The organism is Streptomyces sp. 147326, from assembly GCF_045000215.1.
Lineage (GTDB): Bacteria > Actinomycetota > Actinomycetes > Streptomycetales > Streptomycetaceae > Streptomyces.
The window spans coordinates 5,586,494-5,607,255 of sequence record NZ_CP134201.1 but is presented as its reverse complement, the minus strand read 5'-3'; the positions used below and the strand labels follow the sequence as shown (position 1 = coordinate 5,607,255).

The following is a 20,762-nucleotide window of genomic DNA, read 5'->3' as shown; positions in this document are numbered from 1 at the left end:
GCGCGGGGCCCGGGGCGGAGCCCCGAACCTCCCCGGCGGGGACCGGCACGGCGGCGCGCCGCGTGGCCTCAGCCATCCGACGCCCTCCCCCGGCTACCGACGGGGGGACCCCCAGCGGCCAGCAGCACGGCGTCGCGCGGCTCGAAGTGCAGCGTGACCCTGTCCCCCAGCGCCGGAGTCTCCCGCAGCTCGGGGAGGTCCGCCTTGACCCGGTGGCCGTCGACGTCGACGTAGAGCCGGTGCGTCGATCCGCGCCACTGGACCTCGGCGATGGTGCCGCTCAGCGCGTTGGGGCCGGCCCCGAGGCCGAGCAGGTGCGGCCGTACGCACAGGGTGGCCGTGGAGCCGGGCGCCGCGCGGCCGCGGTCGAGGGTCAGGGCGCGGCCCTCGAAGACCGCGCCGGACTCGGCCACCGTCACCGGCAGCAGGTTCGCGTTCCCGACGAAGGACGCGGTGAACTCGGTCCGCGGGGCCCGGTACAGCTGCTGCGGGGTCCCGCAGTCCTGGAGGCGGGCCTTGTCCATGACGGCGATCCGGTCGGCCAGGGTGAGCGCCTCGACCTGGTCGTGGGTGACGTAGAGGATGGAGACGTCGGGCAGTTCGCGGTGCAGGCGGGCCAGTTCGGCGAGCATCCCGGAGCGCAGCTGCGCGTCGAGGGCCGAGAGGGGTTCGTCCAGCAGGAGCACCCCCGGGCGGATCGCGAGCGCGCGGGCGATGGCCACGCGCTGCTGCTGGCCTCCCGAGAGTTCGCGGGGGTAGCGCCGCGCGTAGGCGCCCATGCCGGTCAGTTCCAGGGCCTCGGCGACCCGGCCCGGTATCTCGGCCTTGGGTGCCTTCTGGGCCCGGAGGCCGAAGGCGACGTTGTCCTCGACCCGCATGTGCGGGAAGAGCGCGTACTGCTGGACGACCATGCCGATGCCGCGCTTGTGCGGCGGGAGCGCGGTGACGTCCCGGCCGCCGATCAGCACCCGGCCCGCGACGGGCCGTACGAAACCGGCGACCGCGCGCAGCGCCGTGGTCTTGCCCGAGCCGGAGGGGCCGAGCAGCGCCATCACCTCGCCCGGCTCGATGGTCAGGTCGAGGGAGTCCAGGACGGTCGTGCCGCCGTAGGCGACGCTGACCCCGTCGAAGCGGATGCCGCTCACGCCGACTCCAGGAGGAGGTCCGGGAGTTCGGCGACGGAGCCGAGGACGTGGGTCGCGCCGATACCGGTCAGCGTCGCGCGGTCGTGGGCGCCGGTGAGGACGCCCGCCACGATCCCGGCGCCGGCGCGGCGGCCGCTGAGCATGTCGTAGGCGGTGTCGCCCGCGACCACGGTGTCGCGTACGTCGGTCACGGCTCCGGTGCGCAGGAACGCGGTCAGCACCATGTCGGGGTAGGGCCGGCCGCGGCCTCCCGCGTCGGCGGGGCAGAGGGTGAGGTCGGCGAGGTCCTGCCAGCCGAGGGCGTCGAGGATGGCGTCCTGGGTGACGCGGGCGAAACCGGTGGTCAGGACGACGGTGCGGCCGTGGGCGCGGAGCTTCTCGATGGCGGCGCGGGCGCCGGGGAGCGGGGCGATGAGGCCGCCGTCCACGAGCTCCGCGTACGCCTCCTCGAAGGCGGAGTTGGCGCGCCGGGCGAGCTCCTCCGTACCGAAGAGGTGACGGAAGACGGTGATCTTGGACTCGCCCATGGTGTCGCAGACGTACTGGAGCTTGGCGGCGTGGTCGGGGGTGCCGGGCTCGACGCCCAGGCGCTCGGCGGCGCGTTCGAAGGCGCGCTCGACGAGGCCGCCGTCGGCGACGGTGGTGCCGGCCATGTCGAGGACGATCAGGTTCTGCGTGCGGTTCTCGGTCATCTGACTTACCAGCCCAGTTCGTTCGCGGTGGTCTCGGCTATGGCGGGCGAGCAGGTCATGCCGCGTCCGCCGGGTCCGGTCACCAGCCAGACGCCGTCGGCCACCTGCTGGCGATGGACGACGCGGGTGGTGTCGGTGCACTGCGCGTACACGCCCGCCCAGCGGCGCTGGATCCGCGGCAGCGGGCGGCCCAGGAAGCCCTCGACCACCCCGGTGAGGTGCTCGTAGGGGTCTTCGAGGGTGTCGAAGGCGAAGGGGTGCTCGTACTCGTGGGTGTCGCCGATGGTCAGTCCGCCGTCCTGGCGCTGGACCATCAGCAGCTGCATCTTGTGCGCGGCGGCGACCGGCGCCTGGTCCTGCCCGGCGTCGAGGGCGTCGAGCGCGGGGGACTTGTAGGCGGGGTAGTAGCGGAAGCTGTCGGCGTCGGCGACGGACGTGGTCAGCCGCTCGCCGAGCGGGGCGGTCTGCATCATCTGGAGCCGGACGCGGCGCACGGGCAGGTCGGGGACCAGCTCGCGGACCAGGCCGGACAGCCAGGCGCCGGTGGCGAGGACGACCGCGTCGCCGCGGTGCACGTCGCCGTGGTCGTCGCGGACGGCGCCGGGGCCCGTCACCTCGCGCACCTCCCGGCCGGGAAGGAAGGCGTACCGGCCGGTGGCCCTGAGCGCCTCCCTCAGGTGGAGCTGGGCGGTGCGGGGCTCGACGGCCGCGTCCCGCTCGCACCACAGGGCGGCCTCGAAGGCGCCGCGCAGGGCCGGGTTGATCTGCCGCGCCTCGTCTGCGGTGACCAGCTTGTAGCCGCGGGCGGCGGCGTCGGGGCGGGCCAGGGCCGCCTCGGCGACGGCGTACTCGCGGTCGGTGCGGACGGGGGTGAGGGAGCCGTTGGCACGGAAGCCCAGGCCGGGCACCTCCGCGCCGATGCGCTCCCAGAGCTCGCGGGCCCGCAGGGCGGTGTCGAGTTCCTCTCCCCCGGCCCGTCCGCTGACCCAGATCTGGCCGAAATTGCGCAGTGACGCGCCGCGGGCCTCCGCCTCTCGCTCGATCTGGACGACCTCGTGGCCGCGTTGGACTGCTTGCCAGGCGTGCATGGTGCCGACCACGCCGCCTCCGACGACTATGACTCTCACGCCGCCAACGGTGGGCGCGGACCGTGACCCGGAGGGATCCGTCCGGCAACGCGTCGGTGAACGCCCCGCGACACTTGGACTAGACCCGTTATCTTTTTGTGACCAGAGTGGGGTGTTCATATATCCCTTTACGGCTGGTAGGGGTGGATCGACCTGCGGCTATTCGGCCCGCAGGCGGGTCGTGAAGCTGAACCGGTCACCACGGTAGAGCGAACGGACCCGCTCTAGGGGCCGGCCGTCCTGATCCCGCGAGAAGCGGTGGATGAGCAGCATGGGAAGGGCCGGCGGGGTGCCGATCAGCAGCGCTTCGCGGGGGGTCGCGAGGACGGTCTCCAGCTTCTCGTCGGCCTCGCCGAAGGCGATGCCGAGGCTGTCGCGGAGGTATCCGTAGAAGGAGGAGTCCGGCTGGAAATCGCTGTCGAGGCGCGGGGCGCGGGCCACCCGGATGTACGTGCTCTCCAGGCCGACGCGCTCGTCGTCGGCCAGCAGGACCCGCTCCAGGTGCCAGACGGGCTCGCCGGGCTCGGCCCCGATGCCGGGGGCGAGGTCGGGCGGGCAGGGGAACTGCTCCAGGCCGATGAGGTGACGGCCCGGGCGGCGGCCCTGACGGCGCACGCCCTCCGTGTAGCTGGCGAGGGAGAGCGGCTGCTCCAGCTTCGGGCCGGCGACGACGGTCCCGCGGCCGGCACGGCGCAGCCGGCCCTCCAGCAGCAGCTCGCGCAGGGCCTGGCGGACGGTCTCGCGGGACACCTCGTACTGCTCGGCGAGATCCCGCTCGGTGGGCAGCGCGCCGCCCTCGCCGAGCTCGTCGAGGAGCCCGGAGACGCGGGCCTTGACGGCGTAGTACTTGGGGATGCGGCCGTGCTCGGGAATGCCGGAACGCACGGGTGAGCCGGGGCGGTGGCGCGGGGTCTGTTCTTCCACGCCGGGACTCTATGCGGGGCGCTGCGCGGCGCGGCGGGTCGGGCCGGTCGGGCGTCGCGTCGGTCGGGCGTCGCGTCGGTCGGGCGTCGGGTCGGTCGGGCGTCGGGCCGGTCGGGCCGGCCGGGGGCTCCGTCAGGGTGGGGCGGGGTCGGAGGGGCGGGGCCGGGCGCGCGCCGGGGCGTCTCCTCGGGCGCTGCGCAGCGCGGCTGGTCGGGCCGGTCGGGCCGGCCGGGGGCTCCGCCAAGGTGGGGCGGGGTCGGAGGGGCGGGGCCGGGCGCGCGCCGGGGCGTCTCCTCGGGCGCTGCGCAGCGCGGCTGGTCGGGCCGGTCGGGCCGGCCGGGGGCTCCGCCAAGGTGGGGCGGGGTCGGAGGGGCGGGGCCGGGCGCGCGCCGGGGCGTCTCCTCGGGCGCCGAACGTGGCGGGGGGTCGGAGGGCCGAGGGGATTGCGTTCGGCGCCCTGCGGGGAGCGCCCCGGCACACACCCGTCCCCGCCGGACCGACCTGGCCCTCGGGGGGGGGATCAGGGGCGATCGGCGGTACGCAGTCGTCGGGCTCCCAGCAGGAGCCCGCCGCCGGCGGCGAGCGCGGCCACGGCGCCCGCTCCGTACGCCCACTCGCGCGGGCCGGTGTGGGCGAGGGAGCCCGCCTCGACGGGATCCTCCGGACCCTCGACGGAGAACCGGTAGCCGCCGGCCTCGCCGATCCAGTCGCCGTCGTCGCCCTTGCGCTGGACCAGGGCGGCGTCGGCGAGGACCTCCCCGGTGGGCGCGTCGGGGGCGAAGGCGAGGCCGACCCTGACGGTCTTGGAACCGCCGGGGCCGACGGTGAAGCCGGGGAAGGCGTCGCCGCCGTCGAAGACGGCGATGATCTCGTCGCGGTCGCTCCGCTCCAGGCTGACGGGGAAGGTGCCGCCCGGCGCGTCGAACTCCATCCGCAGGTGAGCGGGGCGCAGGGTGCGGGCCTTGTCGGTGAAGACGACGACGGGGTGGATGGCCGTGCACTCGGAGTCCGTGGTGTTGGTCAGGTCCAGGTACCAGGTCTGCGAACCGCCGCCGGTGCGGTACACGGCCGGGCCGCCGCGGATGCGCGCCCCGATGGGGAAGGCGTGGCTCTTCCCGTCGCCACAGGTGGCGTGCGCGCGGGAGGGCAGCGCGGGTGCGGGCCGGGCCCCGCCGCCGGTGCCGATGTCCGCGGCCGCGGTGGGGGCGGTGGTGGCGACGAGTACGGCGGTGAGGGCAAGGGCTTTGCGCAGTCGCATGGAAGACCTTCGCTGCTCGCCGGACGGGACGATGATCGGACCAGGTGACAATCACCCCGGTCCTGCCCGCACCGTGCCACGCCCGCGGACCCCACCCCACGCGCCACGCCTGAGCCGTTCCGGTTTACGCCCGATCGCAGGACGGGTCAACCCCCGAACCATCCACTCCGCTCCAGCCTCGCCGCCGACGACGGACTCCGACTGGGAGCCCGGCGGCTGCGTACCCCTGATCGCCCCCGCGCTGCCGTCGGGCCCGCCGGGGCCGGGTGTGTGCCGGGGCGCTCCCCGCAGGGCGCCGAACGCAATCCCCTCGGCCCTCCGACCCCCCGCCACGTTCGGCGCCCGAGGAGACGCCCCGGCGCGCGCCCGGCCCCACCCGAACCGACGAAGCCCGCCGCCCCACCGGCGCTTGAGGCCCGGGCCCCAGGCCAGAGCCCCACCGTCAGCCCCGCCGCACACATCCAGCCCCGCCGACGCCTGAGGCGCGGCCACCGGGGCCGAGCCCCAACCCTCCAACCCGGCCGCACACATCCAGCCCCGCCGACGCCTGAGGCGCGGCCACCGGAGCCGAGCCCCAACCCTCCAACCCGGCCGCACACATCCAGCCCCGCCGACGCCTGAGGCGCGGCCACCGGAGCCGAGCCCCAACCCTCCAACCCGGCCGCACAATCCAGCCCGCCGCCGACCTGAGGCGCGGCCACCGGAGCCGAGCCCCAACCCTCCAACCCGGCCGCACACATCCAGCCCCGCCGACGCTCGAGGCGCGGCCACCGGAGCCGAGCCCCAACCTTCCAGCCCGGCCGCACACATCCAGCCCCGCCGGCGCTTGAGGCGCGGCCACCGGAGCCGAGCCCCAACCTTCCAGCCCGGCCGCACACATCCAGCCCCGCCGGCGCTTGAGGCGCGGGGTCCGGGGCGGAGCCCCGATCTTTGAGCCCAGCCCCGCCGGCGCGCGAGGCGCAGAACCGGGCAAGAGTCCCGGGGCGGGCCGGCCCGCTACGTCCGCCCGAACACAGGGCCCAGGACCAACTCCGCCGCCCCCTCCGCCACCCCCACCTCCGCGAGCGCGACGAAAACCCCGGCCCCCCACCCCCGGAGGGCCAGCACCGACCGGACCCCCTCCAGGAAGGCCCCCGGCGCCGCCGCCACCACACGCCCGCCGAGCAGCACACGGTCCACATCCAGCAGCGCGACCAAATTGGCCGCAGCCTCGCCCAGGATCCGTGCCGCCGCGGGAAGATCACCTCGGGCCACCGCCCCCAGGCACAGCGCCTCCACACAGCCGCGCGCCCCGCACCGGCACGGCGGGCCGTCCAGCAGGAGCACCTGGTGCCCGAACTCCCCCGCCGCCGAGTGCTCACCGCGGTAGACCTCGCCGCCCAGCCACAGCCCCGCGCCGAGCCCGGTCCCGACGTGCAGGTACACGCAGGTGCGGGGCCCTCCGCCGACAAACGGATACGCATACGCAGCCGGCGCGGCATCCGTGCCACGCCCGGCATCCGTGCCACGCCCGGCATCCGCGTGACGCCCGGCATGCGCGTCACGCCCGGCATCCGCATCCGGCCAGGCCGCCCGGAGCCACGCCCCGGCAGCCGCGGCCGCACCGGCGTTCGTGTCCTTGTCCAGCAGCACCGGCAGGCCCAGCCGCCCCTGCAGCACCCCCCGCAGCGGAAAGCCGTTCCAGCTCGGGAACCCCGTCACCCGCCCCATCGTCCCGGCCCGGTGGTCGAGCGGCCCCGGTGCGGCCACCCCGACGCCCAGGAGCGGCAGGCCGGCCGGGTCTCCGATCCGCGCGACCGCCCGTACGACGGCCTCCACCACCGCCTCCGGGCCGGCCCCGAAGTCCAGCGGGCCACCGCTCTCGGCAACGACGCGGCCCGCCAGGTCCACCCGTACCGCCCGGAGCGCGTCGCGGTCCAGGTGCACTCCGACGGCGTGATGTACGTCCGGCACCAGCTGTAGCAGGGTGCGCGGTTTGCCGCCGGTGGACGCGGCTCGCCCGGCCTCGGCGACCAGCCCGTCCGCGCCGAGCCGCGCCGTGATCTTGCTGACGGCCTGCGGAGTCAGTCCCGTACGGGCCGCGAGCTCGGCGCGGCCCAGGCCCGCCGGGCCCGCGCCGCGCAGCAGATCCAGCATCAGCGCCTCGTTGTACCCGCGCAGCGCCGGCAGGTTCACTCCGCCGCGCTCGTCCCCGCTACCCCTGTTCACGAGTCCATTGTCTACCTTCCTTGCACTTCGACAACACTGTTGCCAAAGTGGTTCCATGAGCAACCCCGTCTCCCCTTCCTCCCCCGCACCACTCCGCGTCGGCCTCATCGGCTACGGACTCGCCGGTTCCGTCTTCCACGGCCCCCTCGTGGCCGCCACGGACGGACTCGCCCTCGACACGGTCGTCACCTCCGACCCGGCCCGCCAAGCTCAGGCCCGCGGGGAGTTCCCCGACGTCCACATCGCCGCCACCACCGCCGAGCTGTGGGGCCGCGACCTCGACCTCGTCGTGGTCGCCTCCCCCAACCGGACGCACGTCCCGCTCGCCACCACCGCCCTCGAAGCCGGCCTCCCGGTGGTCGTGGACAAGCCGCTCGCCGCCACCGCCGCCGAGGCCCGCGCGCTCGCCGCCCTCGCGGACCGCAGGGGCACCTTCCTTTCCGTCTTCCAGAACCGCCGCTGGGACAACGACTTCCTCACGCTGCAACGCCTCCTCGCGGAGGGCGAACTCGGCGAGATCCAGCGCTTCGAGTCCCGTTACGAGCGCTGGCGCCCGCAGCTGAAGGGCGGCTGGCGCGAGTCGGGCGCCCCGGAGGAGATCGGCGGCCTGCTGTACGACCTCGGCAGCCACGTCGTGGACCAGGCGCTCGTGCTGTTCGGTCCGGCCGTACGGGTCTACGCGGAGGCCGACACGCGCCGCCCGGGCGCCGAGACCGACGACGACACCTTCATCGCCGTCACGCACGCGAACGGGATCCGCTCCCACCTCTACGTCAGCGCCACCACCGCCCAGCTCGGACCGCGGTTCCGCGTACTGGGTTCGCGGGCCGGCTACGTGAAGTACGGCCTCGACCCGCAGGAGGGCGCCCTGCGCGAGGGGCTGCGCCCTGACGGCGAGACGCCCTGGGGCGAGGAGCCCCCGCACCTGTGGGGGCGGGTGGGCTCCGGGGAGTCCCCGCTGACCGGCGGCGGAACCCCGTTGCCGACCGAGCACGGCGACTACCCGGCGTACTACGCGGCGGTGGCGGCCGCCCTGCGCACGGGCGGACCGGCCCCGGTCACGGCGCACGAGGCCGCGCGCTGCCTCGACGTACTGGAGGCGGCCCGCAGGTCGTCCGCGGAGGGCGTGGCGGTGGAGATTCCCGCCACACCTGCGTGATGCTCGCCGACCCGGCCAGCGGTCCGGGCGTACGCGAGGCGGCACGGAAAGCCTGGACGGCCAGGTGGAGCCGTTCAGGATGCTGAACGGCGCGGGCCGGGGCATCCACGACGCGGTCGTGAGGCTGCTGCACGACGGGGCCCCGGAGCAGGTGCGCCGGTTCATCGAGGTCGGCCGGCACGAGGCGCGCGCGAGCGACGGCCGGGTCGAGCGCGCACGGATGCCGCTGGACGCCGGCCCTGGCCCGAAGGAGGCCGCCATCGGCGCGCTCAAGGGCACGGCGGCGGACCGCGTCGCTTTCCTCAGGGCCGGCCAGTACGAGGCTCGCGCCGAGGACAAGGGCGGGCGAGGACGCGGCCGGGAAGCCGGGCAAGGACGAGTCCACCGGCACCGGGGGCACCACGCAGGTCGTGGCCACGGGCACCGGCAGCACGGGTGGCACGGGTGACGCCGGCAACGTGACCGCGGCGGGCGGGTCCGCCTCCGTCCCGCTCGCGAGCACCGGTGCCGGCACCGGCACCCGCACCGGCACCGGCACTAGCAGCGAGAGCGCCTGGATCGCGGGCGCCGGCGCCGCCGCGCTCACCGCGGGCGCTGGCCCGGTACTGGCCGGCCGCCGTCGCCGCATGTCGGTCGAGGGCCGAGCGGTCAGGGGCTGATCACACCGCACGCACGGAAAGGGGGCGGGACTGCCGATGGCAGCCCTGCCCCCTTTCCGTGCGTGTCTAGGCGCCCTTGAACTCCTGGCGCTGACGGCCCAGGCCCTCGATCGCCACCTCCACGACGTCACCGGCCCGCAGGTACGGCTTCGGCTCCGGCTGGCCCATGGCCACGCCGCCCGGCGTACCGGTGACGATGACGTCGCCCGGGTAGAGGGTCATGAACTGGCTCAGGTACCGGACGACCTCGCCGACCGGGAAGATCTGGTCCGAGGTGTTGCCGTCCTGCTTCAGCTCGCCGTTGACCCACAGCTTCACGTCCAGGACCTGCGGGTCCGGGACCTCGTCGGCGGTGACCAGCCAGGGGCCGAGCGGGGTGAAGGTCTCGCAGTTCTTGCCCTTGTCCCAGGTGCCGCCGCGCTCGATCTGGAACTCGCGCTCCGAGACGTCGTTGACGAGCACGTAGCCGCCGACGTGCGCGAGGCCCTCCTCGGCGGAGGACAGGTAGCGGGCGGTGCTGCCGATGACGACGCCGAGCTCGGCCTCCCAGTCGGTCTTCATGCTGCCGCGCGGGATCAGCACGGTGTCGTCGGGGCCGACCACGGTGTCCGCGGCCTTCAGGAACAGGATCGGCTCGGCCGGCGGCTCCGCGCCGATCTCGGCCGCGTGCCCGAAGTAGTTCAGGCCGATGCCCACGACCTTGCCGATGCGGCCGACCGGCGCACCGATCCGCAGCCCTTCGGCGCCCAGGACCGGAAGCTCACCGGACTCGGCCGCGTCCCGTACCCGGGACAGCACGGAGTCGTCGGCCAGCAGGCCGCCGTCCACATCCGTGATCAGGCCGGACAGGTCACGCAGGGTGCCGTCCTGGTCGAGCAGCGCGGGGCGTTCCGACCCGACGGGTCCGACACGCAGCAGCTTCATGGGCATTCTCCCGTGGTCGTGGGTGGTCGGCCCATGGGCGTGCCCCGGGCCGGCCGATGGGTTGCGGCCATCGGAGGATTGGTTGATCCTCCAAGATGTCCGCCCCATCCGCAAGACCCTGTTCACAGACTGGAACGCACCCCTCCATCGGCCGCAGCCGCCCGCTTTCCACCTACGCCATCTGTTCCACCTGTTCCGTCCGCTCTGCCTTCTCCGCACGCTCGGCCCGCTCCTTGCGGTACTGCAGCCAGATCCGCTCCGCCACCGACCACGCGGTGGTGGTCAGCAGGTACAGCCCGGCGGCCAGCGGCACCACGGCAGCCGTGATCAGCGTGCCGAACGACAGCAGGGGCAGTACGCCGCCCAGCTTGCGCATGACCTCCTGCTGCTCGGCACTCACCTCGGCGACGACCCCGGCCTTGGCGCCGGCCTTGGCGCCGGGCTTGGCACCGGGCTTGGCACCGGGCCTGGCACCGGGCCTGGCACCGGGCCTGGCTCCCGCCGTGGCCTTCGCCGCCCCCGGCTTGGCCTTGCCACGGCCGGCCGGCGCCGCCGCGGAGGCAGCGGCGGCCGCAGCCGCGGCCACGGCCGCCGCCTTGCGGCCCCGCACCGCGCTCCACGCGGCGACCACCGCGATCGCGCCGAACAGCCCGAGGAACACCAGCCCCTGCGCCCCGAACAGGCCGCCCTCCCCCAGCGCCTCGGTCCACCGGGAGCCCAGCGGCGCGGCGAAGAGCCGGTGCCCGAGCAGTTCGTTGGCCTCGCCGCCGACCTTCGCCGAGGAGAACGCCTGGTACATCACGAAGAACACCGGCAGCTGGAGCAGCAGCGGCAGACACCCCGCCGCGGGGGTCGCCCCGCGGAAGGCGGCCCGGCTCAGCGGGTGCAGGGCGAGCCGTACGAGGACGGTGAACAGCACGATCGCGGCAGCGGTCGCGGACTGGGCCAGTACCGGCTCGAGAAGCCGGCCCAGCTCAGCAACAAGGTGGGTGAAAACGGACACGTGGGCCCTCCGAAGGGTCTCGTCGAACATCGAAAGAGATGCATTTCGGCGTGACGACCCGCGAGGGGCGACAACAGTGATCAGTCAGCAGAAGGCGAGAACAAGCACGACAACGAGATGTACTGCGCGCCCCTACGCGGCCGTCAGGAGGGCACGGCCGGGCGCCCTGGGCCGGGACCGGCCCGAGGCGTCGGGATCACGCTGCGGCAGGAACGCCGTGCGTTGCTCGCGATCACGTATCGCGGTGCGTATGCGGTGCGGCGGGTGGGGCCGCACGAGCCGTGCGGCGGCGGCCAGGGCCTTGGTGCCCACGGCCACGGTGGCCGCGAGGGCCACCACGACGGCACCGAGCCCGCTCTCCCCGGCGAAGAGTCCGAGGACTCCCCCGAGCAGCACCAGCGGAAGCAGTACGGCAAGGGCCCGCGAGGCCCGGGCGAACACGCCGGCCATACGAACCTCCCCCTCTCCACTCCCGCACGCGAATTCACGTACGCGTTCGATGGTAACCGGCCCCGCTGACAACGGAACGGCTCAGGACGGCTTGAGGGTTCCCCAGACCACCAGCCGGTACTTGGAGCTGTACTCGGGCGTGCAGGTGGTGAGGGTGATGTACGCGCCGGGCTCGCCGTACCCCTGGTCCGGCTTCACCAGGCTCCGCGGCACGGGCGCGATCACCCCGGTGTCCCGCTCGGTCGTCTCGCTCAGGATCTTCCCGACCACGTACGTGTACCTGCGGCCCCGCATGTCGACGATCAGCTCGTCGCCCGCCCGCAGCCGGTTGACGTACCGGAACGGCTCGCCGTGGGTGTTCCGGTGGCCGGCCAGCGCGAAGTTCCCCCGCTCCCCGGGCCCGGCGGTCCCGGGGTACTGCCCGACGTAGCCCTTGTCGAGGACGGCCCGCTTGTCGATCCCCTGCGCGACGGGGACGACGAGGCCGAGGCGCGGAACGCGCAGGACGGCGTACGCCCGGTCCCGCGCCGACGGCCCGGCGGGGGCGGGCCGGGCGGACCGTCCGGGCCCGGCCGTCCTGGCGGAGCCGGGCACGGGTTCGGGACCGGCAACAGTCGCGGCCGGCTCCGGAAGATCAGACGGGCCAAGTGCGTCGGGTGGGCCAACTGGGTCAGGTGTGGGAGCCCGTCCCCAGGACCGCTCGAGGGCCTGGACCTGATCCTGCGCGGCGGCCGCGGCCTGCCGGTTCGTCCACCACACCTGGTGCACCACCAGCAACAACACCACCACCCCCACGGTGACGGTCAGCTCGGCGGCAGCCCACAGCACCCCCACGAGACCGACCCGGCGCGCCCGCCGACCGCCTTGAACCACCACAGGTATTTGACTCCTCCCCCTGAACGAGGGGGATCCCAGGCTCACGCTGCCTGACGGACCGGCGGCCCGTCAGGTCTTCCGCGATCGACGCCAGCCGGGTTGAGACCTGCCCGGACGAGCATCACGCGTGCGGAGTTCTTGTCTCTGGGTGAGACGGCTCCGCAGGCGGTGCACATGTACGTACGTTCTGACAGCGGCAGTGCGTGCTTGGCTCTCGCTCCGCAGTTTCCGCAGTCCATGGTGGTGTGCGCCGGGTGTACGAGGTGGAGGACCCGGCCGTGTTTGCGCGCCATGTTGATCAGCTCGCGCTTGGTGGCCGAGATGGACGCGTCGGTAGCCTTGCCTGCCATTCTGGGCTTGGCGAGGAACTTCGGTCTGAAGTCCTCCACCGCGATCTGGTCGAAGTCCGTCACGACGCGCTTGGCCCATTTACGGGCGGTGTCCTGGCGCTGTCGGGCGATCTTCTTGTGCACCTTGGCGACCTGCCGCCTCGCCTGCCGATAGCCCTTCGACGCGGCCTGCCCGAGCTTCGGCTTCCTACGGGCCATCATCCGCTGATAGCCGGCCAGCTTCCTGGCCGCCTTCTTCCCGTGCTCGGGATGCGGGAGATCGTGAGCGTCGCTGGTGGTTGTGGCGGTCTCCTTGACGCCCCAGTCGATGCCAACCGCCGCCCTGGTCGCGAGGAGCGGCTGCGTCTCTGTCTCGACGACGAAGGAGGCGTACCAGTGGCCGAGGCTGTCGCGGTAGACACGGACACTGGACGGCTCGGCGGGCAAATCCCGCGACCAGACCACCGTCAGGGCGATGCCACCGGCCACGTACAGACGGCCGTCCTTCAACCGAAAGCCCCGACGGGTGTAGTTGAGCGTCGGCTCAGCCACGTTCTTCCTCTTGAAGCGGGGCATCCCCGCCCGCTGGCGCACCGGCATCTGCGCCTTGACATCCGTCAACGCCTTGCCGCGGGACTTGGCGAAGTCTCGGATGATCTGCTGCTGCGGAACGCTGGCACCGGCCCGCAGCCACTCGCGCTCGCTGCGCCAGCCGGTCAGCAACTTGTCCAGCCGCGCCGGGCCGCACCCCTCCCCTGCCTTGTACGCCGCCCTGGACATGGCAACGCACTGGTTCCACACCCAGCGACCCCTATCCCACTCCGACACCAAGGCCGTCATCGCGGTGGACGACACGCGGAGCCGGTAGGTGAACCGTGTAGGCCCGACCCTCTCCCGTAGATCCGGCGCTGTCGTCATATCACCTACCTTACTGAGACAGTTGAGGCATGGCGGCAAAATGGCATATCCCTCTAGCCGCCCCCGAGGAGTCCTCCGGATTCTCAGTGATCCCGCACGGGCCGCACCCTAAGTCCTCCCCCGTCAACTGACCAGCAGCAGTACGGTGTGAACCATGCGCCCCGACACGCCTGCCGAGCACATCGCCGAAGCCGAGCGCCTCATCCGCACGGCGACCCGCTACCCCGAGGACCAGGAGCCCTTGCTCCTCCAGGCCGCGGCCCACCTCGAACTGGCCGACGCACGCGACCGGGCGAGCGCCCTCTACGACCAACTCCTGTCCTCCTCACCTTCCGACCCCCACCTGATCAAGGCCCTGCAGGCGGCGAACCTGTGGGAGTACGGCCACGAGGCGGAGGCCCGCGCCCTCATCTCGGGCATCCGCGCCGCCTCCCCGAAGGACCCGGCGCCGTGGGAGGTCATCGCGGAAGCCCTGGAGGCCCACGACGAGTTGGAGGCCTCGCACGAGTGCTTCACCGAAGCGGCGACCCTCCTGATCACGGAGGACGACCCGCTCACCCAGGCCACCACCGCCCTCCTGACGGGCCGCCACCGGGTACGCCGCCTCCTCGGGCGCCCGCACGACGACTGGGACATGGTCGCCGACACCCGCCACATCGGCCCGATCCCCCTCGACGAGCTCCACGACCCGAAGCGCATCTGGGCACTGGGCTCCGACGACCCCGCCGAGCTGCGCGCCGAGATCGCCCGCCTGCGCGCCGAACTGGGCGACCGCCGCGCGGCCCTCTCCCGCCCCTTCCCGGTGGCGATCCTCCACTGGCCCGCGCGCGAACTGGCCGAACTCCTCACCTCGTACCCCACGCTCGCCTCGGAGTACACCTCGCACGAGGCCCACCTGAGGGAGATCGAAACCTCCCTCCGCGCCCTCGCCGCCTCGGGCACCACGAACCTCGGCATCGTCACCGCGAGCGTCCCGTCCTACGAGGCCTTCGCCGCCTCCGAGAAAACCTCCCCGGCCTCCCCGTCCCTCCTGGCCGAATACGCCACCACCCTGGCCGCCCGCGGCAAAGCCACCCCCTGGCCCCCCACCCCCACCTCCTCCTGCTGGTGCACCTCGGGCAAGCCGTACGCGGAGTGCCACGGGGGATGAGGGCCCCAGCGGGCGGTAGCCACCCCGCCCCACCCGCTACGGGAGCCGGTTCGCCCACCGCTCGCGGTGCTTGCGCGCAAACTCGATGCCGATGTTGTGCCCCTTGGCCTGCGCAAGCGCCGCGCGGAACCGACCGGTGATTCCGTCGATCACGTCGAGCTCGTCCGTCAGCTGCAGGGCGCCCCGGTCGAACAGGGCGTGGCAGTTGGGGCACAGGCACAGCACGTTTTCGATCCGGTCGTGACCCAAGTGCGGCTTGCCGACGGCCTGTATGTGGGCCGCTTCGCTGTAGGCCTCGCCTTCCAGGGAAACGATCAGCCGCGCGCGACATATCTGGCAGGTGTTGTCGTACATCCTCTTCACCGCGCGCACGACCATGGAGTCACGCACCAAGCGATCCTGGGAGATGTAGCGCCGGGCCTGCTCCTCGAAGGGCGTCTCAGCGCCGGCCAACGGGTCCACTGACTGAGGGGTCGGCACCTGTCCGGGCTCGATCTTGAGCAGCTTGAACTGACAGATGCCGAAGCCTTCCTGCCCGACCGTCAGCCAGTGGTCTGCGACCCTGAACAGCCCGCGATAGACGTATCCCTTGGTCGCTCGCCGGCGCTTGCCCCGGGTGATCCCGAGGCCCTCGATCACGCGCACGGGGTGTCCCATGGCCTGCGAAACGACCAGCGCAGCGTTGCCCCGCTTCCCCAGGGACTGGTCGGCGACCATACGCCCCGAATCCCGGTCGCGGCCCCCTTCGCCCGTATAGACGATCACGTCGCCTTCGTCGCGATCGTCTATGTACCCGCCGGAGAGGACGATGGAGTCGGCACCCGTCTTCTCGGTGCCCGAGATTCCCTGGCCCTTGAAGCGGTGAAGGCCGTGGGCGTAGAGCTCCACATGACCCTTGAACCAGTCCCCCTCAGCCACACCGTCAGGGGTACCGAACGCAACGGATCTTGAAGGCGCAGTCATGCGCGCATCATGTCAAAGGATCAATCGGGCCTACCGGTCGGCCGCCGCATATGCGGCTGCGGCCATCGTGGTGGCGGCCGTGAAGACCGCGGGCCAGGGGCCGATCTTCTTTGCCAGGGGGTGGGAGCCCGCGAATGCCGCGAGGTAGGCCGCGCCGAGGAGGGCCGTCGTCGCCGGGGACGTGCGGCGGTGCCATTCGCGGGCCGCGACGGTGCCGGCGGCCGCGAGGACCACGCCGCCCAGGGGGCGCTTGCCGGTCCAGCGGGCGGCGGCGTAGCCGCCGACGAGGCCGCCTGCGGCCACGAGTGAGGTGGGGATCTGCGCCATGGTGGGGGCCTCCAGCCGTTCGGACGTCACCGGTCGAGGCTAACGCGGCCGGCGGGTGAAGCGGCGGGCGGCCGCCACCCCCAGCACCACGACGGCTCCGCCGAGGACACCGGGCGGGACGGTGTCCTGGACCGTACGGGGAAGGACGGCCATCACCCCCAGGAGGATGAAGAACGCCACGGCGCAGCCCCCGAGAGCGACCAGGACGCGGGTGATGAGGGTGTTCGGCACGCTGGGCTCCGGGGTGTCGTGCGAGGCGGGTGCGTCGTGCGAGGCGGGTGCGTCGTGCGACGCGTACGACTTCGCGCTCTGCCGGTTCAACGCCCGCCCGGGCGCCGCCGATACGGGCGGTCCGCGGCACCGTACGGAAGTCGGATTTGTCGCACACCCTCCGGATCCGCCCACCTGCCCTCCAGGGAACCTCCCCGGCGTAGATTCACTCTCTGAGAGGGGCGATACGACCGAAGCCGCCCAAGCCGGCCCAAGGAGCTGCAAACGTGATCTGTTATGGACCGGCCGTCCTGGACCTGTCGGACGAACTGGCCGACACCTACAGCGAGGTCTTCTCCGCACCGCCGTGGAACGAAGACGAAGAAACCATTCGCCAGTTCGCCGCCCGGCTCCAGGCCGACAGCCGCCGCACCGGATTCCGTACCGCCTTCGCCCAGTCGGCCGTCGGCATCGACGGATTCGCCACCGGCTGGCTGACCCCCAAGGCCTTCCCCACCGACCGGGCCTACGGGCAGGTCACCGCGCAGCTCGGCCGCCGGCGCGTACGGGAACTCCTCATCGGCGCCCTGGAGATCGACGAGCTCGCCGTACGCCCGCACGCGCGCGGCCACGGCACCGGCCGCGCCCTCCTCGCCGAGATCACCGCCGACGCCCCGGACGCCCGCGCCTGGCTCCTCACCGCCCGCGTGGCCACCGACACCGTCGCCACCTACCGCCGGCTCGGCTGGCACGAGGTCACCCCGCTGCCCGGAACGGAGAACGGCGTCGTCGTCTTCCTCGCCCCGAACCACCCCTCGGCCTGAGCATCGCCCGCACCCCACCGGGCATACCCGGGGCATGATCGCGCGTATCGCCGTAGCCCAGCGCCAGCTGAACATGGCCACCCACCACCAGCTCAAGCAGGCCGGGATCCCGGCCGCCACCATCAGCGGCCGCAGCCGCCACGGAGGGCCCTGGCAGCGGCTCCTGCCACGGGTGTACCTCCTGCAGACCGGCCCGCCGGACCCCCGGCAGCGGGCGCTGTCCGCCGTCCTGTACGCCGCCGAGCCCGCCGCCGATCCGCTGTCCGGGGCGACCGCCGCGCTCACCGGCGGGGCCGCACTCGCGCTCCTCGGCATCCGCGGCGCCCCGCCCGACCCGCTGCACGTGCTCGTCCGCTCCCCCCGCACGGTGGCGGCCGCCGACCGCGTCCGGCCCGGCGCGACCTCCCGCTGGCCCGCGACCATCCACATCCGCGGGGTCCCCAGCAGCCGCCCGGTCCGGGCCGCCGCAGACTTCGCGGCCCGCACCGAAGACCCGGACCTGGTGCGCTCCGTACTCGCGAACGTCGTCCAGGGCGGCTGGTGCCACCCGCACGACCTGCACGCCGAGCTGCGCGCCGGCCGCGTCCGGCACCGCCCCGCCGTCCGCGCGGCCGCCGCGGAACTACTCGCCGGAGTCCGCTCGATCGCCGAAGGCCGCGCCCGCGACACCCTGGCCGCCACGGACTTCCCCGCCCCGCTGTGGAACGCCCGCCTCTACGGCCCGGACGGCGCCTTCCTCGCCAGCCCGGACGCGTACTGGCCCGAGGAGGGCGTGGCGCTGGAGGTCGACTCCGCGGAGTACCACTACACGCGCGACGCGTGGCAGGCCACCCTGCACCGCCGGCTGCGCCTGGAGGCCCGCGGGGTCCTGGTCGCCAGTACGACCCCGGCGATCCTCCGGGAGCGGCCGGCCGACGTGATCGGCGCCCTGCGCGCACTCCTCGCCCTGGGCGCGGCCCGCCCCGCGCCGCCGGGCGTCACCGCCCGCGGGCACGCCCAGCTGGAGCTGCCGCTGCCGGGGCCGTAGCCCACCCCTGCCTACGCCCCGAAGGCGCGGGACACCGAGTAGATCAGCAGGCCCGCCAGGGCGCCGACCACCGTGCCGTTGATCCGGATGAACTGCAGGTCGCGGCCGATGTGGGCCTCGATCTTGCGGGAAGTGTGCTCGGCGTCCCAGCCCGCGACCGTGTCCGTGATCAGCGAGGTGATCTCGGTCCGGTAGGTGGTGACGACGTAGACCACCGCGCCCTCGATCCAGCCCTCCAGCTTCGCCTGCAGCCGCCCGTCGGTGGCCAGCCGCGCACCCAGCGAGAGCAGCGAGGCGCGGACGCGCAGGCGCAGTTCGCTCTGCTCGTCCTCCGCCGCCGAGATGATCATCGACCGGATCGCCGACCAGGCGGAGGCGATGACGTCCTGGACCTCGTCGCGCGCCAGGATCTCGGACTTGAGGCGCTCCACCCTCGCGCGCGTCTCCGTGTCCGACTGGAGGTCGGCCGCGAAGTCCCGCAGGAAACGGTCCACCGCCCCGCGCGCCGGGTGCCCGGGCATGTCCCGCATCTCCGTGATGAAACGGAGCAGCTCCTTGTAGACGCGCTCGCCCACCTTGCGGTCCACGAACCGCGGGGTCCAACCGGGGGCGCCGCCCTGGACCGCGTCCGTGATCGAGTCCCCGTGCGTGACGAGCCAGTCGTGCGCCTTGGCGCAGATGAGGTCGACGGCCCGGCGGTGGCCGCCGTCCGCGACGACCCGCTCCAGGGTCTTGCCGATGCCCGGCGCGATCTCGGCGGTCTCGGCGCGCCGGGTGATCGCCTCACCGACGACGGCCTGCACGTCGGAGTCGCGCAGTACGGTCAGGGCCCCGCGCAGGGCGGCCGCCAGCTCGGCCGTGACCCGGTCGGCGTGGGCGGGCTCGGCCAGCCAGGCGCCGAGGCGGCCGCCGATGCCGAGGGCGTGGAGGCGGGCCCGGACCACGTCGGAGGAGAGGAAGTTCTCGCCGACGAACTCGCCGAGGGTGACGCCGAGCTGGTCCTTCTTGGTCGGGATGATCGCCGTGTGCGGGATGGGCAGGCCGAGCGGCCGCTTGAAGAGCGCGGTGACGGCGAACCAGTCCGCGAGCGCGCCGACCATGCCGGCCTCGGCAGCGGCGGCCACGTACGCGGCCCAGCCGCCGGCGCCCCAGGCGTGCTGGGCGTACTTGGCCAGTACGTAGACCAGCGCCACCAGGCCCAGCAGACCGGTCGCGATCGTCTTCATCCGCCGGACCCCGCGCCGGCGCTCCTCGTCGGCGGCGTTGAACACGAACGCTCCGCGGGCGGGGGGCGGTACGGGTGGTGGCGGTGGTGCTGGTGGTGGCGTGGCGCTGCCTCCGGCTGTGCTGCGGTTCTCCACGTGCTCCTGCCTTCCCCCGGGGGCGCCGGTTTTGTCTGCACAGCATCCGACTCCCGGGAGGCCCGAGGAGTTCCCGCCACGCCCTTTCGCTCCCGCGGGGGTGGCGGTACGGGGCTGCCCCGCGCCCCGCCCTTCCGCTCCCGCGGGGGTGACGGTACGGGAGACCCGCGCCCCGCCATGCCGCTCCCGCGACGGGCCGCACGGGGTTGCAGGGCAGCAGGGATGGCTCCGCAGGGCGGCGCGTCCGGGGCGGGCGCCGGGCCGGCCTCGGCAGGTCGGCAGGACGACTCGCCCGCCGCGAGCCCACAGGTTCCGCCGGCCGACGCGCCCCCGGCCGGAGGCCCAGTGGCAGGCGGCGCGTCCGGGTCGGGCTGCGGTCCCGCAGGCTCCGGCCACAGCTCCAGCGGCCCCCGGGCCCCGCAAGGCGACGAATCGGCCCGGGTCCGGGCGACCGGCCGGCGCGGGCCCCGGACGCTACAGCTCTTTGCGGAGGGACGGGCCGCCCAGCGGCGGTTTGGGGTTCTTGACCTTGACCTCCACGCCGCCCCAGAAGGCGAAGCCCGTGATGACCACCCTCGGAGCGCCCGGCCGGGACGGGCCCGGGCTGTGGCGCTGGTCGAAGGCGCCCATGAAGCCGAAGCCCCGTACATCGAGCTCCACCCCCGGCGGCACCGTGATCTCGATGCCGCCCATGATCGCGACGCAGTTGATCACCACCTCGCGCTGTGCGAAGTCCGCCTCGCGCAGGTCCAGCTCGCCGCCGCCCCAGAACGCCACCGCGTCGAAGCGGGCGGGCACCGTCCACCGGCCCTTGCGCTGGAACCCCGACATGACCGCGACGGCCAGCGTGGAGGTGCCCGCCCCGCCGATCCGCCCCGCCCACGGCGCCGCCCCCGACCCGGCGACCGGTACCGGCTGCGCGGCCGGTCCCTCCGCCGCCGGAAGGTCCCGCGTCAGCGGCTCCAGTTCCGCGTACGTCCGGGACTTGTACGCCGCCTCCAGCCGCTCCTCGAATTCCTCCATGTCGAGCCGGCCCTCGGCGACGGCGTCCCGCAGACGCTCCACCACCCGGTCCCGGTCGGCATCCGACGCCCTCAGCTCCGGCAACGGCTTCTCCGGCCGCTCGTCACTCATGCGCACCAGACTATGCAGGGTTTCCCGGGAGTTGTATGGGGATGCCCAGGGCACGTCCCTGAGATCGACCCCGGTTTTCCCCTGATCGAGCCGA

General features: G+C 73.7%; 20 protein-coding genes and 1 pseudogene. 5 read left to right on the top strand and 16 right to left on the bottom strand.

Going from position 1 to position 20,762, the window contains the following annotated elements:
* Window positions 1-68 precede the first annotated feature (68 nt).
* The 6 genes from RIU97_RS25655 to RIU97_RS25630 form a co-directional block, all read right to left on the bottom strand.
* On the bottom strand, window positions 69-1,145 hold the full coding sequence (locus RIU97_RS25655) for an ABC transporter ATP-binding protein (protein WP_404959938.1): 1,077 nt from the start codon (window positions 1,143-1,145) through the stop codon (window positions 69-71).
* On the bottom strand, window positions 1,142-1,837 hold the full coding sequence (locus RIU97_RS25650) for a phosphonatase-like hydrolase (RefSeq protein ID WP_404959936.1): 696 nt from the start codon (window positions 1,835-1,837) through the stop codon (window positions 1,142-1,144). The genes RIU97_RS25655 and RIU97_RS25650 overlap by 4 nt, the downstream gene beginning before the upstream one ends.
* Window positions 1,838-1,842: 5 nt before the next feature.
* Entirely contained in the window at window positions 1,843-2,964 is a 1,122-nt protein-coding gene (locus RIU97_RS25645) for a TIGR03364 family FAD-dependent oxidoreductase (protein WP_404959935.1), read from the bottom strand.
* Between the two features lie 159 nt (window positions 2,965-3,123).
* Complete coding sequence (locus RIU97_RS25640) at window positions 3,124-3,888, bottom strand: GntR family transcriptional regulator (RefSeq protein WP_404959934.1); 765 nt, start codon at window positions 3,886-3,888, stop codon at window positions 3,124-3,126.
* 520 nt (window positions 3,889-4,408) lie between these two features.
* Window positions 4,409-5,146: a hypothetical protein gene (locus RIU97_RS25635; RefSeq protein ID WP_404959932.1), complete on the bottom strand. Its 738-nt coding sequence runs from the start codon at window positions 5,144-5,146 to the stop codon at window positions 4,409-4,411.
* A gap of 996 nt (window positions 5,147-6,142) precedes the next feature.
* Complete coding sequence (locus tag RIU97_RS25630; RefSeq protein WP_404962938.1) at window positions 6,143-7,282, bottom strand: ROK family protein; 1,140 nt, start codon at window positions 7,280-7,282, stop codon at window positions 6,143-6,145.
* A 127-nt stretch (window positions 7,283-7,409) separates the two neighbouring features.
* On the opposite strand from RIU97_RS25630, the gene RIU97_RS25625 reads away from it, so the two are divergent.
* Together RIU97_RS25625 and RIU97_RS25620 are read left to right on the top strand one after the other, a co-directional pair.
* Window positions 7,410-8,513 carry a Gfo/Idh/MocA family oxidoreductase gene (locus tag RIU97_RS25625; RefSeq protein WP_404959930.1) on the top strand — a complete coding sequence of 368 codons (1,104 nt, stop codon included), beginning with the start codon at window positions 7,410-7,412 and terminating at the stop codon, window positions 8,511-8,513.
* A 79-nt stretch (window positions 8,514-8,592) separates the two neighbouring features.
* A complete protein-coding gene (locus RIU97_RS25620; protein ID WP_404959929.1) occupies window positions 8,593-8,961 on the top strand; it encodes an ALF repeat-containing protein in 369 nt (122 codons plus the stop codon).
* 277 nt (window positions 8,962-9,238) lie between these two features.
* On the opposite strand, the gene RIU97_RS25615 is transcribed toward RIU97_RS25620, so the two are convergent.
* The 5 genes from RIU97_RS25615 to RIU97_RS25595 form a co-directional block, all read right to left on the bottom strand.
* The gene (locus RIU97_RS25615; RefSeq protein ID WP_404959928.1) at window positions 9,239-10,096 is read right to left on the bottom strand and encodes a fumarylacetoacetate hydrolase family protein; all 858 of its coding nucleotides are present in this window, start codon (window positions 10,094-10,096) and stop codon (window positions 9,239-9,241) included.
* Between the two features lie 172 nt (window positions 10,097-10,268).
* Window positions 10,269-11,099, bottom strand: a complete 831-nt coding sequence (locus RIU97_RS25610; RefSeq protein ID WP_404959927.1) for a YidC/Oxa1 family membrane protein insertase — start codon at window positions 11,097-11,099, stop codon at window positions 10,269-10,271.
* A 132-nt stretch (window positions 11,100-11,231) separates the two neighbouring features.
* On the bottom strand, window positions 11,232-11,549 hold the full coding sequence (locus tag RIU97_RS25605) for a DUF6412 domain-containing protein (RefSeq protein WP_404959926.1): 318 nt from the start codon (window positions 11,547-11,549) through the stop codon (window positions 11,232-11,234).
* Window positions 11,550-11,630: 81 nt separating this feature from the next.
* Window positions 11,631-12,425: a class E sortase gene (locus RIU97_RS25600; RefSeq protein WP_404959925.1), complete on the bottom strand. Its 795-nt coding sequence runs from the start codon at window positions 12,423-12,425 to the stop codon at window positions 11,631-11,633.
* A gap of 41 nt (window positions 12,426-12,466) precedes the next feature.
* Window positions 12,467-13,672 (bottom strand): RNA-guided endonuclease InsQ/TnpB family protein, encoded by a 1,206-nt coding sequence (locus tag RIU97_RS25595; protein ID WP_404959924.1) that lies wholly within the window; start codon window positions 13,670-13,672, stop codon window positions 12,467-12,469.
* A gap of 154 nt (window positions 13,673-13,826) precedes the next feature.
* On the opposite strand from RIU97_RS25595, the gene RIU97_RS25590 reads away from it, so the two are divergent.
* Entirely contained in the window at window positions 13,827-14,822 is a 996-nt protein-coding gene (locus RIU97_RS25590) for an SEC-C metal-binding domain-containing protein (protein WP_404959922.1), read from the top strand.
* A gap of 36 nt (window positions 14,823-14,858) precedes the next feature.
* Here RIU97_RS25590 and RIU97_RS25585 read toward each other — a convergent pair whose 3' ends face one another.
* The 3 genes from RIU97_RS25585 to RIU97_RS25575 are packed head-to-tail and all read right to left on the bottom strand — an operon-like array spanning window position 14,859 to window position 16,433.
* Window positions 14,859-15,785, bottom strand: a complete 927-nt coding sequence (locus RIU97_RS25585; protein ID WP_404959921.1) for a YDG/SRA domain-containing protein — start codon at window positions 15,783-15,785, stop codon at window positions 14,859-14,861.
* A gap of 30 nt (window positions 15,786-15,815) precedes the next feature.
* Window positions 15,816-16,112 (bottom strand): hypothetical protein, encoded by a 297-nt coding sequence (locus RIU97_RS25580; RefSeq protein WP_404962937.1) that lies wholly within the window; start codon window positions 16,110-16,112, stop codon window positions 15,816-15,818.
* Window positions 16,113-16,151: 39 nt separating this feature from the next.
* Complete coding sequence (locus RIU97_RS25575) at window positions 16,152-16,433, bottom strand: hypothetical protein (protein ID WP_404959920.1); 282 nt, start codon at window positions 16,431-16,433, stop codon at window positions 16,152-16,154.
* Between the two features lie 176 nt (window positions 16,434-16,609).
* On the opposite strand from RIU97_RS25575, the gene RIU97_RS25570 reads away from it, so the two are divergent.
* Both RIU97_RS25570 and RIU97_RS25565 read left to right on the top strand, forming a co-directional pair.
* Complete coding sequence (locus RIU97_RS25570) at window positions 16,610-17,146, top strand: GNAT family N-acetyltransferase (protein WP_404959918.1); 537 nt, start codon at window positions 16,610-16,612, stop codon at window positions 17,144-17,146.
* A gap of 34 nt (window positions 17,147-17,180) precedes the next feature.
* Entirely contained in the window at window positions 17,181-18,173 is a 993-nt protein-coding gene (locus tag RIU97_RS25565; protein ID WP_404959916.1) for a hypothetical protein, read from the top strand.
* Between the two features lie 11 nt (window positions 18,174-18,184).
* On the opposite strand, the gene RIU97_RS25560 is transcribed toward RIU97_RS25565, so the two are convergent.
* Together RIU97_RS25560 and RIU97_RS25555 are read right to left on the bottom strand one after the other, a co-directional pair.
* Complete coding sequence (locus RIU97_RS25560) at window positions 18,185-19,399, bottom strand: DUF445 domain-containing protein (protein WP_404962936.1); 1,215 nt, start codon at window positions 19,397-19,399, stop codon at window positions 18,185-18,187.
* 648 nt (window positions 19,400-20,047) lie between these two features.
* Window positions 20,048-20,668: pseudogene (locus tag RIU97_RS25555) on the bottom strand (DUF1707 domain-containing protein); the annotation flags it as partial.
* Window positions 20,669-20,762 lie beyond the last annotated feature (94 nt).